The sequence below is a fragment of the Archangium sp. genome (assembly GCF_036277355.1).
In the GTDB taxonomy this organism is placed as follows: domain Bacteria; phylum Myxococcota; class Myxococcia; order Myxococcales; family Myxococcaceae; genus Archangium.
The window spans coordinates 1-15,496 of the sequence record NZ_DASUNC010000022.1; the positions used below are offsets into that span (position 1 = coordinate 1).

The 15,496-nt window shown below is 68.6% G+C and carries 14 protein-coding genes; 9 read left to right on the forward strand and 5 right to left on the reverse strand.

Annotated elements, in window-relative coordinates:
• Positions 1-25: 25 nt before the first annotated feature.
• Entirely contained in the window at positions 26-793 is a 768-nt protein-coding gene (locus VFZ09_RS06255; RefSeq protein WP_329726557.1) for a TIGR02269 family lipoprotein, read from the forward strand.
• Positions 794-817: 24 nt separating this feature from the next.
• On the forward strand, positions 818-1,540 hold the full coding sequence (locus tag VFZ09_RS06260; RefSeq protein WP_329726558.1) for a double-CXXCG motif protein: 723 nt from the start codon (positions 818-820) through the stop codon (positions 1,538-1,540).
• Here the strand turns inward: VFZ09_RS06260 and VFZ09_RS06265 are convergent.
• Both VFZ09_RS06265 and VFZ09_RS06270 read right to left on the reverse strand, forming a co-directional pair.
• On the reverse strand, positions 1,524-2,231 hold the full coding sequence (locus VFZ09_RS06265; protein WP_329726559.1) for a Bax inhibitor-1 family protein: 708 nt from the start codon (positions 2,229-2,231) through the stop codon (positions 1,524-1,526). The genes VFZ09_RS06260 and VFZ09_RS06265 overlap by 17 nt on opposite strands.
• An 18-nt stretch (positions 2,232-2,249) precedes the next feature.
• The gene (locus VFZ09_RS06270) at positions 2,250-2,807 is read right to left on the reverse strand and encodes a hypothetical protein (RefSeq protein WP_329726560.1); all 558 of its coding nucleotides are present in this window, start codon (positions 2,805-2,807) and stop codon (positions 2,250-2,252) included.
• Positions 2,808-3,039: 232 nt separating this feature from the next.
• Between VFZ09_RS06270 and VFZ09_RS06275 the strand changes: the two genes are divergently transcribed.
• A complete protein-coding gene (locus VFZ09_RS06275; protein WP_329726561.1) occupies positions 3,040-3,801 on the forward strand; it encodes an SDR family NAD(P)-dependent oxidoreductase in 762 nt (253 codons plus the stop codon).
• A 3-nt stretch (positions 3,802-3,804) separates the two neighbouring features.
• Here the strand turns inward: VFZ09_RS06275 and VFZ09_RS06280 are convergent, their stop codons facing one another.
• Positions 3,805-6,378: a PBP1A family penicillin-binding protein gene (locus VFZ09_RS06280; protein ID WP_329726562.1), complete on the reverse strand. Its 2,574-nt coding sequence runs from the start codon at positions 6,376-6,378 to the stop codon at positions 3,805-3,807.
• Positions 6,375-7,340 (reverse strand): RluA family pseudouridine synthase, encoded by a 966-nt coding sequence (locus VFZ09_RS06285; RefSeq protein WP_329726563.1) that lies wholly within the window; start codon positions 7,338-7,340, stop codon positions 6,375-6,377. The genes VFZ09_RS06280 and VFZ09_RS06285 overlap by 4 nt, the downstream gene beginning before the upstream one ends.
• A 43-nt stretch (positions 7,341-7,383) precedes the next feature.
• Between VFZ09_RS06285 and VFZ09_RS06290 the strand changes: the two genes are divergently transcribed.
• From VFZ09_RS06290 to VFZ09_RS06315, 6 genes are all read left to right on the forward strand, one after another.
• Positions 7,384-8,868 carry a pentapeptide repeat-containing protein gene (locus VFZ09_RS06290; protein WP_329726564.1) on the forward strand — a complete coding sequence of 495 codons (1,485 nt, stop codon included), beginning with the start codon at positions 7,384-7,386 and terminating at the stop codon, positions 8,866-8,868.
• Between the two features lie 189 nt (positions 8,869-9,057).
• On the forward strand, positions 9,058-9,999 hold the full coding sequence (locus VFZ09_RS06295) for a DUF4382 domain-containing protein (protein WP_329726565.1): 942 nt from the start codon (positions 9,058-9,060) through the stop codon (positions 9,997-9,999).
• 1,006 nt (positions 10,000-11,005) lie between these two features.
• Positions 11,006-11,293 (forward strand): hypothetical protein, encoded by a 288-nt coding sequence (locus VFZ09_RS06300; protein WP_329726566.1) that lies wholly within the window; start codon positions 11,006-11,008, stop codon positions 11,291-11,293.
• Complete coding sequence (locus VFZ09_RS06305) at positions 11,283-13,136, forward strand: hypothetical protein (RefSeq protein ID WP_329726567.1); 1,854 nt, start codon at positions 11,283-11,285, stop codon at positions 13,134-13,136. The genes VFZ09_RS06300 and VFZ09_RS06305 overlap by 11 nt, the downstream gene beginning before the upstream one ends.
• The gene (locus VFZ09_RS06310; RefSeq protein WP_329726568.1) at positions 13,117-13,341 is read left to right on the forward strand and encodes a hypothetical protein; all 225 of its coding nucleotides are present in this window, start codon (positions 13,117-13,119) and stop codon (positions 13,339-13,341) included. Before VFZ09_RS06305 ends, VFZ09_RS06310 begins: the two co-directional genes overlap by 20 nt.
• Positions 13,338-14,678, forward strand: coding sequence for a hypothetical protein (locus tag VFZ09_RS06315; protein WP_329726569.1), 1,341 nt, complete (start codon positions 13,338-13,340; stop codon positions 14,676-14,678). Before VFZ09_RS06310 ends, VFZ09_RS06315 begins: the two co-directional genes overlap by 4 nt.
• A gap of 213 nt (positions 14,679-14,891) precedes the next feature.
• Here VFZ09_RS06315 and VFZ09_RS06320 read toward each other — a convergent pair.
• Positions 14,892-15,496, reverse strand: a 605-nt coding sequence (locus VFZ09_RS06320) for a DUF2381 family protein (RefSeq protein ID WP_329726570.1), incomplete at its 5' end; no start/stop codon positions are given.

The window sequence follows — 15,496 nt, forward strand, 5'->3', positions numbered from 1 at the left end:
GCCTCGCGCGACTACGCCAGGCCGCATGCGACTCCTGCTCCCGCTCCTCGTGCTGCTGCTGGCCGCATGCGCGACCTCGGCGTCCACCGTGCAAGAGGACGAGGTCCCCGAGACCGTGTCCTCCTCCTGGACGGAGGCTCGTGCGGACCCGACCTGCGTGGTGCCGCTGTGTGACGGGGAGCGCTGCGCCATCTGGCGTTGCCAGCACGTGGCGGAAATGGAGGAGGAGGAGGCCCCCCCCATCATCCTGGCGAGGGGAACCCTCCCGGTGGCCCGCCCGCCCATGGTGTTCCGGCCAATGCCGGGGCTGCGTCCTCCAACGGACGCAAACCTGTCCACGGAGTTGCGCTCTCCACTCGCGGACACACCCGAGCGCTGGTGGGGACACCCCGTGGCGGCGCCCACCTCCGCGGATCCCGTCTTCGAAATCCCCTGGCACAACTGGAAGACGCGCGACCGGTTCGTCCCCAAGGAAGTGCGCCACTGGATGTGCAGCATCCCTCCACGGGAGCCCTACGAGAAACATCACATCTTCCCGCAGCAGAATGCGTTGGCCACGTGGATCAAACGCCAGGACATCGACATCCACGCATTCACCATTCGACTGCCCAGAAGCTTCCACCAGTGGCTGCACAGTGGCGGACCAGAGGGTGGGCAATGGAATGAGGCCTGGCGGCAGTTCATGGACGAGAACTACAAAACCGCCAAAGCCGCAGACATGTGGCGGTTCGCTAGCGAACTCATGATGCGATTCGGTGTAAATGGGCCCCTCGTTCCCTACTATTGCGACTGAGAAAAGAGGCGAAGAACTCCGCGTATGAACTATTTCCGTATCCGAGAAGACAGGTCCGCAGATTACACAGGTTCTGTTGATGCCTCACATCGATGGGGGCTACCGGGCGTCCGTTGCCCGGTGTGTCTGGACGCATGGAGCGGCGGCGCCAATGTCTACCCTTCGGTTGACTTGACGCCGATCCTCTCACTGGCCGATTTCGAAACGCCCCGGGCCGAATCCATCGAGGAGTACGAACGGCTATGCGAGCTGGTGCGCCCCCTGCTGCCTCCGGGTGCGCAGTTGGAGCCAGGAGCGGGATTCGGTCCGTTTGAGGGTAAGGCCCAGGGCCGTTTCGGACCACTGTTCACAGACTTCTCCGCGGTGCTGCTGGTTCAACGAGAGGCCCTGAATAAGCTCCAGGCCGAGGGACTCCGAGGACTCAAGGGCTGCCCTACAGCCCTGCGCTTCCGTCAGCGCAACTCGCCCGAACTGCTCGAGCTGGAGCTCCTCCCCGTGGGCCGTCTGCACCCCGACTGCCTCCCGCCCAACCCTCAGCCCCCCTGTTCCCGTTGTGGCCGCCTGAAGCACCCCCTCCCGAAGCCCCCGATACTGGACGCCTCCACCCTTCCCGAACACCTCGACCTGTTCCGGCTGGAGGACTACTCCAACGTCAACCTCTGCACCGGGCGTTTCGTGGAGGCGTGTCAGCGTCTGGGATTGGATGGCGTTGTCTTCCAACCCCTCGGCGTCAGCGCCGGTCCATGAAGATCCGCAGGATGTACCAGAACAGCAGGGCCACGGAGGAGAGCAGCGTCAGCGCCGCCGCCACGTGGGAGCCCACCGGGTAGTGATGAAGCACGTTGGACGTGTAGTAGAGGATGTACCCCGCCGCGACCACGACCATCACCGCCGCGAAGAGCGTCCCCAGGGTGAAGCCGAAGAGGATCGACACGACGATCAGCCCCAGGGCCGCGAACCCCGCGACCATCAGCGCGGGACGGAGCCACGAGAAGTCACGCCGCGTGATGAAGACCGTACCCGTCAGCCCCACGAAGACAATCCCGGTGAGCACCCCCGCCTTGGCGATGATGTTCGGGTCCTTGGAGAAGTACGCGGCCACGTACAGCAGCGGGAGCATGATGACGGCCTCCGCCACCACGTACAGGCCGAGCCCGAGGTACTGCATGCCGGGGGAGCTCGCGGTCCGGGCCCACCGGTCGGCCACCCATCCCACGACCATGAAGGCGGCCAGGACGATCAGCCAGCTCATGCGCCCGCCGAGCATCGTCCGCACGAGCGGCTGCGCCAGCGATGAGTTGAGCAGCGCCGCCTCCAACGCGATGAAGGCCAGCACCGCGCCTCCCAGGTGGAGGTACGTCTTCCGGATGAAGGCCATCCGCTCCGAGATAGGAGCGTCCGCGGCGATCATCCCGCCTGTCGCAGTGTTCCAAGCCATGTCTCGTTCCTCCTCTCGTCACACGTCGAAGTCGCCCAGGTCTCCGCCCAGCTCCTCGCCAAAGCCCGCATCGTCCCCGGTGGCCGCGTCCTCCCACTGCTCCGGCGCCACCCCCGCCTCATCCCCCCAGCCACCGTCGTCGAAGCCACCCAGGAACTGGTGCGCGATCGCCGAGCCGATCACCGTCCCGGCGATGCTGCCCAACAGGCTCCCCGCGAACATGCCCCCGAGGCTCATTCCTCCGAACGAGCGCTCCAGCGTCCCGGGCTGCCGCAGCTCGGCGCGTGTCGCCATTCGCGCCAGTGCTCTCGGGTCCGGGTCATTCGCGGCCGCCGCGCTCCCTTCCGCCATGGGCAGGGCCCGGCTCAACTCCCGGAGGACCTGGGCCCGTTGCGCGGGCGTCAGCTGCGCGAAGGCCTCGGCATGGGCCTGCTCGAGGGCTTCCGGCGGCGCCGTCCGCAGCAGGTACCGGTAGCGGGCAAGCGCCTGCTCGTCGGCGCTGGGAACCGCGGCCCCTCTCCGTTCCGTCCTCGAGCTGGGGGAACCCCCACCGAAGATGCGGTCTAGAAACCCCATGTGAACCCTCCTGACTGGCCTCCCATCGGGAGCAGTCGTCACACGGTGGAGACCGGACGTCCGCGTTGCTCGGCCGCATGACCGCTCGCCGGCGGCGCCAGCCCCAGGGGTAACCCGAGGGCCGAGCCCCCGGAGAGCCGCCCGGCCGGCCCATGCCGCACCGCGTCGTTTTCCTCCCCCACTCCCTCGCGTTCCGTGGCAGGAAGTCGCCCGGACATCCGGAGGGACACACATGGCGGAGTTGAGCTATCGCACGGCGCTGGTGACGGGAGCCTCGAGTGGCCTGGGACGCGGGCTGGCGCTCTGGTTCGCCCGGCGGGGCGTCAAGGTGTACGCCGCGGCCCGGCGCCGCGACAACCTGGAGGCGCTCGCCAACGAGGCCCGCGCCGCCAATGCCCACATCGAGCCGGTGGAGCTCGACGTCGCCGACGCCGACAACACCCTCGCCCGCATCCGCGAGCTGGACGCCGCCTGCGGCGGGTTGGACCTCGTCGTCGCCAACGCCGGCTTCGGCCAGGAGACGTCCGGCAAGCGCATCAAGTGGGACATCGTCCAGAAGGTCATCGACGTCAACGTCACCGGTGCCGCCGCCACCCTGAGCGCCGTGCTCCCGCAGATGGTGGAGCGCAAGCGCGGCCACATCGTGGGCGTGGCCAGCATGGCCGCCTTCCGCGGCCTGCCGCGCAACGCCGCCTACTCCGCCTCCAAGGCCTTCCTCTCCACCTTCATGGAGAGTCTGCGCGTGGACCTGCGGGGCACCGGCGTCCAGGTCACCTGCCTCTACCCGGGCTTCGTGAAGAGCGAGATGACGGCCCAGAACAAGTTCCAGATGCCCTTCCTCCTCGAGACGGAGGAGGCCGTGGAGCTGATGGCGAAGGCCATCGTGCGAGGGGACGCGCAGTACGCCTTCCCCTGGCAGATGGCCCGCCTCATGGGCCTGGTGAAGCAACTGCCCAACGCCCTCTTCGACGCCGCCATGCGCAAGGCGCGCTGAGGACTACGGCGCGCCCATGATGAAGTCCTGCACGCCCACGGCGCCCTTCTCCGGCGCCACGTCGTCGGGCTGCGTGCCCTTCTTGAACCAGATGTTGGTGGCGTCCTTCGTCCCGGACGAGGCGATCTTCCCCGTCTTCTTGTCGATGCGCAGCAGCATCATGCTCTCGCGCAGCCACTCGGGCGGCCAGAACTCGGACTGGGGACGCGCCGCCAGCGCCGGCTTCATGTAGTTGAGCCAGATGGGCAGCGACGCGCGGCCACCCGTCTCGTAGCGGCCCAGCGGGTGCTCGTTCTTGTCGTAGCCCACCCACGTCACCGTCACGAGGTCGCGCGTGAAGCCGGCGAACCACGTGTCGAACGAGTCGTTGGTGGTCCCCGTCTTGCCCGCCGCCGGCTTGCCCAGCTTCTGCGCGGGGCCGCCTGTGCCCTCCGTCACCACGCCGCGCAGGAGCGACGTCGTGATGAAGCCCGTCTCGGGGCTCATCACCTGATCGCCCGGCTCGAACAGCCGCGCGTAGCCCGCCGCCACCCGGTCCTGCAGCGGCGCCCACGCGTCGTCGTACGCCGTGTGGTCCTCCAGCGTGCGGCCGAAGCGGTCTTCAATCTTGCGGATGAAGTACGTGGGCTTCTTGCGGCCGTAGCGGTTGAAGACGGCGTACACGTTGGCCAGGTCGTACGGGTACACGCACGAGGAGCCCAGCGCCGCCGAGAAGTCCATGTTCATCGGCGTGGTGAGGCCCAGCTTCAGGCTCCACTCGGCCATGTTCTTCACGCCCACCGCCGCGAACGTCTTCACCGCGGGGATGTTCATCGAGTTCACCAGCGCCGTGCGCAGCAGCACGTCTCCGAGGAACTCGTCGCTGTAGTTGTCCGGCTTCCACGCGACGCCGTTCTCCGGGTCATGCTCCACGATGGGCGAGTCCACGATGATGGTGGCGCCCGTCCACCCCAGCTGCTCCAGCGCGGCCGAGTACACCAGCGGCTTGAAGGAGCTGCCCGGCTGGCGGCACGCCTGGAACGCGCGGTTGAACTCGTTGGCGTCGAAGTCATACCCGCCCACCATCGCCGTGAGGTACTGGCGGTGCGGGTCGATGGACACCAGGGCGCTCTGCAGCTCCGGCTCCTGCTCCAGCCGGAAGAGCGGCACGCCCTCGGGGATCTCCTTGTCCATCTTCCGGTCGAACTGGACGCTGTCGTCCGTGAGCTCCTTCTTCACCACGTGGCGCACGACGATGACGTCGTCCACGTTGAGCACCCGCCTGGCGGAGGTGAGCATCAGCCCCGGGTAGTAGCCCTCGGGGTTCACCTTGCGCGCCCAGCGCATGCCCAGCAGCGGCAGCAGGCCCTTGTGCGGCCCCACCTGCACCTCCGCGCCCTCGGCATCCACCTTCGTCACCCGCGCCACGTACAGCTTGTTCTCCTGGAGCGGCTCGTTGCCCATGGCCTTCATCGAGGTGTCGATGAACTCCTTGCGCTCCTGCTCCGTGGCCAGCTGCTTCACCGGCCCGCGGAAGCCCTGGCGCTTGTCGATGGCCATCAGCCCCTCGAGCACCGACTCCTGCGCGGCGCGCTGGCGCTCGCTGTCCATGGTGGCGAAGACCTTCAGGCCCTCATTCAGCAGCGTCTTGTTGGTGTAGCGGTCCACCACGTTGCGGCGCACCTGCTCGGTGAAGTACGGGGCGAACTCGTGGAAGACGTCCTCCACCGGGTACACGTTCACCGGCTCGGCGTCCGCCTGGGCCCGCTCCTCCGCGGAGATCATCCCCTCGTCGAACATGCGCTTGAGCACGTACGAGCGGCGCTTCTTCGCCGCCTCCGGCTTCTTGAAGGGCGAGTAGCGGCTGGGCGCCTGCGGCAGGCCGGCGATCAGCGTCATCTCCCCCAACGTCAGGTCGCGCACGTCCTTGCGGTAGTAGTTCTCCGCCGCGCTCTGCACGCCGTAGCTGTGGTGCCCGAGGAAGACGTTGTTCAGGTAGAGATAGAGGATCTCCTCCTTCGTCAGCGACTCCTCCAGGCGCCGGGCGAGGATGGCCTCGCGGATTTTACGCGTGAGGTTCTTCGCGGTGGCGCTCTCGTAGCCCTCGGCGGCGATGAGCACGGCCTTCGCCGTCTGCTGCGTCAGGGTGGAGCCACCCTGCACGCTACCGCCCAGACCCAGCTTCTTGCGAATCGTCTTGGTGGCGGCGCGCGCCGTGCCCAGCACGTCCACGCCGTAGTGGTCGAAGAAGCTCGAGTCCTCGCTGGCGATGAACGCCTGCACCAGACGCTTGGGGATGCGCTCGTAGGGCACCACCTTGCGGCGGTGGTGGTAGAACTCGCCGGCCAGCACCGCGTCATCGGTGTAGACCTCGGTGACGATGGGCGGCCAGTACTGGTCCACCTTGGGGATGTCCGGCAGCCCCTGCGAGTAGTGGTAGTACACACCCGCCACGGCCATCACCGCGGCGGTGGCGCCCGTCAGGGTGGCCCAGGCCGCGAACTTCAGCAGGCGCACCCAGATGGGGCGCTTGGGCGGAACACCGTCGAGCACCAGCTTCGACTCGGAGCGATCGGTCTTCTCGGGATTCTGACTCATGAGGGTTCCAGCGCGGCGCGCTTGAGCACGTCCTTCAACTCCGGGGGCATATCCGCCTCCACCGCCACCTTGCCCCCGTGAGCCGGGTGGGGAAACTCTATGAACTCGGCATGCAGGAACAGGCGTTTGAGCCCCCATCGGGCCCGCACATCCCTGTTGAAGCCGAAGTCACCGTATTTCTTGTCCCCGGCCACCGGGTGGCCAATGGCGGCCAGATGCCTTCTTATCTGATGAGTGCGTCCGGTCTCGATGACGCAGGAGAGGAGGGCTACCTCGCCCGATTGCTTGATGACCTTCCATCGAGTCACGGCCTCCTGCATGTTCACCCCGCGACGGGCCTTGGACTCGGCCGTCTGCTGGTGCTCAGCGAGCGGCAGGTTAATGACCCCCGAGTCCTTCGGCATCCGGCCTTTGACCAGTGTCAGATACCTCTTGCGCGGATGTCCGTTGGTGAAGAGTTCCGTGAAGTGGACCATCGCCGGCCGGCGCTTGGCGACGAGGATGACGCCGCTCGTCTCCCTGTCCAGCCGGTGAGCGGGGCTGGCGGCGAAGTCGTTGCGCACCGCCTTGGGCCCCAGCCAGGCGCGCACATAGTCCACCAGCGTGCCCCCGGTGATTCCACTGCCGGTGTGGACGGCCATCCCACTTGGCTTGTCCACGGCCATCATCCAGTCGTCCTCGAAGAGGATGACCAGCTCGCTGGGGTCCACGGGGGGAGGGGGTGGGGGTTTGCGCTCCTCGGGGCTGGCGGGGGCGAGGAGCTGCTCCTCGGTCCCCCGGATGGAGATGGTGTCGCCGGCGGCCAGGGGCTGCTCTGGCTGGGCCCGCTTGCCGTTCACCCGCACCTTCTTCACGCGAATCATCTTGAAGAGGTGAGAGGTGGGCACGTTCGCGAGCTTCTTGCGGAGGAACTTGTCCAACCGCATGCCCGCGCTGTCTTCCTCGATTCGGAACTCGATCATTTGACTGGCGCCCGGACCTCACCACACCGATAAATTCGGGTCCATGCCGAAAGCCCCCACGATTGAACAGCTCCTGCAGAACGGAAGCGCCGAGTGGAACCGCCTGCGCAAGTCGGGCAAGGTGCCCACCGAGCACACGGGCGCGACCTTCGCGCAGCTCTTCTCCGCCAATGCGGACCTGTCCGGACTGGGACTGGTGGGCAGCGAGTGGGAGCGCTGCGACCTGTCCAAGGTGAACTTCCGCGATACGGACCTCTCCAACGCCTACTTCCACGGCGGACGCCTCCAGGATTGCGACTTCCGGGGCGCCAACCTGGAAGGCGCCACCTTCGAGAAGCTCAAGCTCCTGCGCTGTGACTTCACGGGCGCCAAGGGCCTGGAGGAGGCCGACTTCGACGAGGTGGACATGGACCGCGTCACCGGCCTGGACGGAGAGGAGGCCCCGCCGCCCCCGCCCCCGCCGGTGCAGGGCATCACCGCCTTCACCCGCGAGCAGCGCGACAAGGTGATGGGACCGGGCTCCCTGCTGGCCCCCGCCTCCGAGCAGCAGCAACAGCCGTCCGGCGAGGGCGAGCTGCCCCCCTTCAAGCCCCAGGACAACCCGGGCCAGCTCTTCTTCCGCGCCCTCAAGCGCCTGGGCGCTCCCCCGCTCTGGGTGCTGGACGTGGCCGGCCTGCGGCCCCTGCTCCCCGCGCGCCTGCCCCCGGGCAGCTCCCTGGAGACGCTCTACCGCGAGGCGGTGAAGACGCGCCTGGAGAACAAGAAGCCCGCGGCGGACCCCGGCGCGGTGGAGCGGGCCCAGCGCTCGCTGCGCATGGGCGCCAAGGACTCCAACCTCGCCGCCATGTACCTGCGCGAGGTGGGCGTGGTGCCCTCCTTCCGCTTCTCCGCGGCCAAGGTGCTCAAGGACGCCCTGCGCGAGGAGCTCGCGGTGGATGACCTCACCGGCTCGGTGGACCCGCGCACCACCGGCGCGCTGCTGGAGCTGCGGCTGCCGCAGGAGGTGGTGGAGCACACGCACGAGGTGCGCCGCCGGCTGGCCGCCACGCAGCTGTACACCGCGCTGCTGGAGGCCGGCTTCAACCCGGACAACAACTGGGAGGAGGCGCTGGAGTCGGCCGAGCCCGCCATGGAGCTGGCGCAGCTGGCCACCGGCGAGGACCGGCAGGCCCTGCTCGAGGGCTTCCAGGTGTTCTCCGCCCTGCCCGAGGAGGCCCGGCTGCGCCGTCTGGCCTACCTGGCCGAGTCCCTCAACCACCTGGAGCTCCTGGGCCGGCTGCCCGAGGGCATGGAGCCCGCCTGGCTCTCCGGCCCCGAGACGCGCGAGTGCCATGACCGGGAGATGACGTACGTGCAGGCCCTGCGCGCCGACGACATCCCCCGCAAGGTGGCCGCGCTGGCCAAGGCCGAGCTGGGCGTGCCCGAGGGCGAGGTGCCCGAGGAGAGCGAGGACGACCTCTTCGTCCACCTGCGCTGCGACGTGTGCGGCAAGGAGAAGCTCATCGTCCAGTCCCCCGCCGAGGAGTAGGGGGGCGGACGGGGGGAGTGAACGGTCCGGGACACTCCCCCTGTCCCAGCTGGTACACCCGCCGGGCCCCGGGTCACGCAAGTGGCTGGAATCCGGGGCCCGAGGGCGCGGCACGCCGGGTGCTTTGGGGAGGGGCACGTGAGCCAACGGGCTCATGAGTTCCTTCACCCCACCTTGGAGCACTCATCCATGAAACGCCTCCAGCTTCTCACGCTCGGCCTGTTCGCGCTGGCCTTCGGTCTGGTCACCACCGGCTGCGGCAACCAGAACAGCGTCACCATCAAGCTCACCGACGCCCCGGGCGACTTCAAGGCCGCCGTCGTCACCATCTCCGAGGTCTACCTCCAGGGTGAGGAAGGCCGCGTGGTCCTCAGCAACCAGGCCACCACCACCAACCTGGTGACGCTGGCCAATGACACGAAGGACATCGTCAAGGACGCCGTCGTCCCCGCGGGCAAGTACTCCGAGCTGCGCTTCGTCATCTCCGGCGCCTACATCGAGGTGGAGCAGGAGGACGGCAGCACGGCCATCTTCGCCACCTCCAACGACTACGCGGGCCTGCCCGAGGGCGCCACCGTGGCCGGCATCCTGCAGACCCCCAGCTTCAACACGTCTGGCGTGAAGGTGAAGCTCGACGGCGACGGCGTGGAGGTCGCGGGCGAGCAGAAGGTCATCCTGGTGGACTTCGATGTGTCGCAGAGCTTCGGCAAGGACCGCGGCCAGGGCGACAAGTGGGTGATGAAGCCGGTCATCAAGGGCGGGGAGATGGTGTTCAGCGGCAGCGTGAACGTGACGCTGGCCCGGGGCGAGGGCGTGACCCTGCCCACGCTGAATGGCACCGCCCTGACGCCAGGCTCCTTCCGCGCCACGCTCCGCAGCACCGAGACCGACCCGGATGGCGCCTCCGCTCCCGCCGCCGAGGAGCTCGCCCTGACGGACCTCAACGGTGACGGCGTGTTCGAGGCCAGCTTCAAGTTCCTCGTGCCCGGCACCTACGCGCTGAGCTTCGTGGGCCCCGAGGGCCTGAGCTTCACCACCAACCCCGGCATCCCGGCCGCCGTCACCATCGGCTCGGGCACGGACCAGACGAGGGCCTTCGTGCTGACCTCGGCCTCCATCACGGTGCGCTAGTGAGCGGCTCCTCAGAAATCGGAAGAGTCCCGCGCGGACTTGTTGTATCCTGACTTCCCCAGTAGTACCCCCCTCAGCTGTACCGGACGGGGATACGGCACGGCACCGTATCCCCGTTCGGACTTTGCGGGGCTCGGGAGTTGGGGCTCAGAGAAGCGAGAGCTGTCTGGACAGAGTTTGTCTACAGCGCGAGGTCCGACGCCGTTGCGGAGAGTGCGCCAGCCGGTGACGAGCCGCACGTCGCCGAACGGCGAGGGAAACAGCCGGGGCAGTGAGCGCACCTCCTGGCCGAGCAACACCCCACGCGCCCCTCCGCGCTCACGAGAGACGTGGGCAGGCCCTTGCCCGGCACCTCCAGCACGACGAGGCCCGCCGTGGCCCTCTCCCGCACGTGCTCCTGGGCCACCACCTGCTTCGAGGGAGGGCCCCTTGTGGGCAATGAAGGGGTCCGAGAGGCCCTCGGAGACGAGGAGGAGGCGCCCTGCCTCCCGATGGATGATGGCCCAGTCCTGCCGGTGGCCCGGCCATTCGTAGCAGATGGCCCGTGGGGCAACGGCCATCTCGTCCAGCCTGCCGAGCGACTTCCACGCGGCACGTCTGGCGACAGGGGGAGGCTCCAGCAGCTCACGCCACCTGCGCTTGCAGGCGCGCTCCTCGTCGCTGATGGGACTGGGTCCGGTGACCTCCCTGAAATCCAATCGTTGTCGTACAGCCTGAAGTACCTCTTCGTCATCCTGATCTCCTTGCCTCACTGGGGGCGGGAACTTTCGCCCACTCTGTCGCGCCTGGCCGGATTTCAGGAGAGTTCTGCTAGTCTCTGGGACCGCTGTTGGAGGCACCAATGACTTCCGCATTACTGGTGCTTTTGCTGCTTTCCCAGACAGGAGGGGCCGCCCCCCCCGCCGCTGAGGTTGTAGCTCCGCCACTCCCGGCATCCTCAACGGGAGGGTGGCGCTACCTGACGCGCCTGGAGTCCAGCGGGCTGGCGCTGCTGCCAGGCGGCGGCGTGGGCAATGTGGAGAGCTACGCCCAACTGACGCCCATGCTGGTGGTGGCCGAGGGGGAGGCGTTCGGCCTCAACCTGGGCGCTCCGGTGCGGCTGCGACTCGCGGGCTGCGAGCTGGAGGGCGGGCTGGTGCGCCGGGAGGACTGGGACAGCCTCTCGGACTGGGGCCAGCAGGTGCACGCCCTCAAGCTGGGCTCGGACACGGCCCCGGTGGGACTGTGGGTGGGGGCCCTGGAGGGCCCGGGTGCCTTCGCCTCGCTGGGACTGGGGGTGGACAATGCGCGCTGAGGCGTGGGCGTCCAGGTGGGCGGCGCTGCTGGGCGCCGTGCTGCTCTCCACCGGCTGCGTCACGCTCGGGCCGCGACAGGGCGGCGGCGCTGCGCAGGCCACCCACGCCCTCTCCACGCCGCGGGAGGTGGGGGCCATGGCCCCCTCACTCGAGGCATCCTCCCCTGTGGCTTCCACGGAGGCGGACGAGCCCGCCTTCTCCTCCGAGACGGGCGGGCAGCAGCGGCTGCACCGCCGCCGCAGCGCCCGCGGGCTGGGCCCGGACGCCGCCCTGGCGAGCGCGGGTGAGGTGCCCGCGTCCGAGCTGGCCAGCACGGGGCCCGTCCCCGAGGCGCCGCCCTCGTGCGGAGGGCAGGCCGTGCCCCCGGGCTGGCCCGACTTCTCCTCCAGCCCCGAGCAGTTGCTGGCGCCCTTCCTCACCTGCTCCTCGCCCGGGGAAGTCCTCTCCCTGCAGCAGCGCGTGGACATGCCCCGCCTGCTGGAGTCCCTGGACGACTGGAGCGCGGTGCGCCTCGGCTCCCTGGGCCCACCGCGCGAGGACATCGCCCGCCTGCTCAACCAAAAGCGCACCGCCCTCCTCGTCAAGGCCCCCGAGGCCTATGGGCGCCTCAATGCACAGGTGCTCGCCGTCTTCACCACCGACTCGTCCTATGACGATGACTTGCGGGAGCTTCTCTTCCTGCTGGCCCGGGACAAGCGGCTGGAAGAAACCCTCGCGCTGCTGCCCGCCTTCCAAGCCGCCCTGGAGAAGCGGGGGCTCAAACCCACGGCCCGGGTGGACAGGGACTCCGAATTCACAGACGTGGGCCGAGGCGTTCTCCGGTTTGGCGCCGACGCGCTCTCCAGCACTTCCATGAACGATGCAGGGCGCGAGCTCGCCTTCTTCCCCATCCGGGGCCAGCTGCCGCCGGAGTACCAGGAGGCCCTCGCCAGGGCCCGGCGGGAAATGGTGGAGCACGCCTCGGCGGACGCCCTGGCGTTGAGTGCTTTTGACGACCTCACCTTTGGGGTGCCGCTGGGCGGCTACCACTTTGTCGCCACCTCCCTGCATGGGGTGGAGTCACTGTGGCGGGGAGAGTGGGAGCAGGGAATGCGCGAGGCGACACCCGCGCTGGTGCTGGCCCTCCTCGGGGGCTACAAGGGCGTGCGCCACCTCGCCACGGGGGAAGGCGCCGCGGGCATGCGCTCGCGCCTGCGCACCGGGGTGGAAGCCGCGCACGCGCGGCTGCGGGCCCTGCGCGAGACGGCGCGGCAGCTCCAGGGAGTGATGAACCCGCAGGGCCTGCGCGACCTGGCAGGCTACATCCGGGCTCGCCGTGAGGCCGGGCGCTTCGTCGCGGCGGGCGGGGCGGACGCGGCGCTGGCGCTGTACGAAACCCGGGGGAATGTGGCCAGGGCTCGGCCGCTCCTGTCCAGGGCCCGGCCCGGGGCCTCGGGCTCCCCTCCCGTGAAGAGTGGAGAGCGCGCCGGGAACGCCAACGCCGCGGCGGACGACGCCGTACGACCCTCCCCGAAGCAGGCCCGTGTCACGGGGGGCCAGGACACCCTGGCCTCGCTGGTGGACGAGGGAGTGGGCCACACGCTCCCGGTAGTAGAGGCCAGGCTGGCGGCGGCGGAGCTCGAGGCCACGGGCCCGCGCCTGCCCAGGGACGTGGCGGTGCTCGAAAAACACCGCCCCGCCCTCGAGGCCCCGCCGCCCGAGGCCCACGGCAACGCTCGTCATCGAAGAAGGCGCGCTCGGCGGGCGGCCTCGGCGCGTGGAGGCGTTCAGCTTCAAGAGCCGCGACCTCTCAAGACTGCCAGGTCCAGCTCTCGAGGCCCAGATGGCTGCGGATGCGCTTGAAGCTCTGCAGAAGTATGGCGAGAGGCTGAACATCCGCCGAGATTCTCTCCAGTCCCTTTTTCCAGGTGGCAAAGAGGTGGAAGTGCCAAGGGTGCACCTCGTTTACGAAGGTGGCGAACTCAAGCCCATGAACGCAGACGTTTTGAAAACAGCCGTGGACGCGACGAAGGATGCCGTCCCGGGGGTGGAGGTGCTGTTCCAATGAAGGTGCTGAACGTGCACGATTTGAAGGCAGAGGACAGCCTTCTCCTCACCTTTGACGGTGCCTTCGATCCACACGCTGAACCTGGGAGCGAGCTGGATCCTTTCTTCCAGGCACTCGAACTGTACGCCGACGGGTGGATGCCGGACGTCGTCGAGGGCAAGCGGCGACGCAAGTACTCCCGTGCCGCCATTTCGAAGGCGCTGGAGGAGAAGCGTCACGAAAGAGGCACGTCCATTGGTCTCTACCGGACGACATGGCCCGCGTTGGACATGTGGCCAAGGCTTGGCTACCCGCCGCTTTCTCCCAAGTTCACCACCTTGATTGAGGTGCGGCCGCTTTCGTTCTTCTCGGAAACGGAGCACTGCCGAAAGTTCGTGGAGTTGGTGCGAGCTTGGGCCTGTCGCTACCCAGTCTCCTACGCCAAGGCCCACAGCACTGATGACGCACAATTGACAGACTCGCCCAACTTCGGCCGCGACGACGAGACTCGGCGTAGAGACGGTTTCGACAAAGTCTACGAGGTGTTCTGGCTCAACGTCTTCGGCCCCAAGCTGGTGGAAACGGTCGGCCGCGAGCGCATGCTGGCCACCCCAGCCTGGCGGGTGGAGGAACTGCCCAATGGCTCCGTGCTGCTGGTGACGTGGCCCACCGTGGCGGACTTCGCCAGCAAGGAGGCCCGGCTCGCACAGGCCCGCGCCCACGCCCACCTCCGGCCGGACCTCGACTTCGACGCCCTCCTGCGCTCCCTGCATGAGCGCGGTGCCATGCTCGCTCCAGTGGAGCCCCGCTTCCACCCGGACCTGGCCCCGCTCCTCTCGCGGGTGGTGGACCGCGCCGCCAGTCACGAGCGCCAGCGGAGGATCGCCGAGCTCAACGCGTGGCAACCCCCCGAGCCCGAGGAGTGGCGCCCCGCCGGCTCCGCCCTGCCTCCGGACGTGGACGACCCGGAGCGCTCGCTCGAGTATTACAGCACCCTTGCCGAGCACCTCGTGGCGCTGCTGCACTCGCAGGCGCCCTCCGTCCTCGAGGCCACGCCCGAGTCGCTCACGGATGCCGACTTCTACTTCTGGCGCGAGGAATTCCCGACGAGCCGCCTGCGCGAAGCCATTGACGAGCACGCGGTGCCCGCCATTGGCGCGTACCTGGGGGAGGTCCTTGTGCGCAACCTGGGCGGCCGGTGGATACCGCGCCAGAAGCTCGAGGAGGCGCAGGTGCTCGTGGGCAACCGCGTGTGGCTTCCCTTCGTCCGGGCCCGCAACTACATGCGCTCGCGACAGTCGCTCCTGGACTACTCCCTCACCTGGCTCTACCGCGTGGCGGAGCGACACCGCGGCTGAAGGGCGAAATGACAGGGTCCAGGCGAGCGCCGGACGGGCGCGAGCCAACAAGACCGGTGGACACGGCGCACCTCCGGAAGCGACGCGGGGCGCGAGCCGTCGCTCCTTGGTCGCACGGAACCCCGGGTGTCCCCGTCAATCCACAGGGTTGGCGGAGGGCGTGAGGGCGCAGCGGGTAAGCCGCCAGGAGGGCGGTTCCCTCATGGGGTGGTGCTACGGGAACGTCACGTTCTCCAGGATGATGGAGCGCCCGTCCGCGTCCCACAACGTCAGGGTGTATGCCCCCTGGGCCTGCTCCGTCGTGGCTTCGAACTCCACCATGACGCGGCCAAGGAGGCCCGGGAGAATGGACACCGGCGTGTCCTCCGGCAGTGGCGTCAGCTCTTCACCCTTCGCTCCGCGCAGCAGGGCGCCTGCGAGCGTCCAGGGCTTCATCCCCGGATTCCTCAAGACCAGCTCCACCGCGACGCGGCCCTTCTCCACAGTCCCGGCGCGGGAGGACCACGCCCTTTCCAATGTCAGCGCAGCCCGCGGCCTCGTCTTGACGTCGTCGGTGATGTTCTTGACGGCGACGCCGAGCCTCTCGTCCAGAAGGCCCGCCGCGCGCAGTCCTCGGAGTCCACCCGGCCCGCCCTGCTCGGCCCGAAGGCGCGCCTTCTCGTCCTCGCAGCGCTGGACCTTCGCGTCCGCATCCCACGCCTTCTGCTTGTAGAAGTCCACCGGGCGCGTCTTGCGGAGGACGTCCACCTGCCGTGCCGCCCGCGCGGGGTGCACCACCAGGAGAAACGTGAGGCTCGCCGGGGCCGCTCCATCCGCGA

What these genes read in the sequence shown, in the direction of transcription:
- VFZ09_RS06265 (WP_329726559.1), bottom strand. Translation starts at nt 2,231, where the DNA reads ATGGCTTGGAACACTGCGACAGGCGGGATGATCGCCGCGGACGCTCCT.
- VFZ09_RS06280 (WP_329726562.1), bottom strand. Translation starts at nt 6,378, where the DNA reads ATGAGTCAGAATCCCGAGAAGACCGATCGCTCCGAGTCGAAGCTGGTG.
- VFZ09_RS06275 (WP_329726561.1), top strand. Translation starts at nt 3,040, where the DNA reads ATGGCGGAGTTGAGCTATCGCACGGCGCTGGTGACGGGAGCCTCGAGT.
- VFZ09_RS06285 (WP_329726563.1), bottom strand. Translation starts at nt 7,340, where the DNA reads ATGATCGAGTTCCGAATCGAGGAAGACAGCGCGGGCATGCGGTTGGAC.
- VFZ09_RS06255 (WP_329726557.1), top strand. Translation starts at nt 26, where the DNA reads ATGCGACTCCTGCTCCCGCTCCTCGTGCTGCTGCTGGCCGCATGCGCG.
- VFZ09_RS06260 (WP_329726558.1), top strand. Translation starts at nt 818, where the DNA reads ATGAACTATTTCCGTATCCGAGAAGACAGGTCCGCAGATTACACAGGT.
- VFZ09_RS06305 (WP_329726567.1), top strand. Translation starts at nt 11,283, where the DNA reads ATGCGCGCTGAGGCGTGGGCGTCCAGGTGGGCGGCGCTGCTGGGCGCC.
- VFZ09_RS06290 (WP_329726564.1), top strand. Translation starts at nt 7,384, where the DNA reads ATGCCGAAAGCCCCCACGATTGAACAGCTCCTGCAGAACGGAAGCGCC.
- VFZ09_RS06295 (WP_329726565.1), top strand. Translation starts at nt 9,058, where the DNA reads ATGAAACGCCTCCAGCTTCTCACGCTCGGCCTGTTCGCGCTGGCCTTC.
- VFZ09_RS06315 (WP_329726569.1), top strand. Translation starts at nt 13,338, where the DNA reads ATGAAGGTGCTGAACGTGCACGATTTGAAGGCAGAGGACAGCCTTCTC.
- VFZ09_RS06270 (WP_329726560.1), bottom strand. Translation starts at nt 2,807, where the DNA reads ATGGGGTTTCTAGACCGCATCTTCGGTGGGGGTTCCCCCAGCTCGAGG.
- VFZ09_RS06310 (WP_329726568.1), top strand. Translation starts at nt 13,117, where the DNA reads ATGGCTGCGGATGCGCTTGAAGCTCTGCAGAAGTATGGCGAGAGGCTG.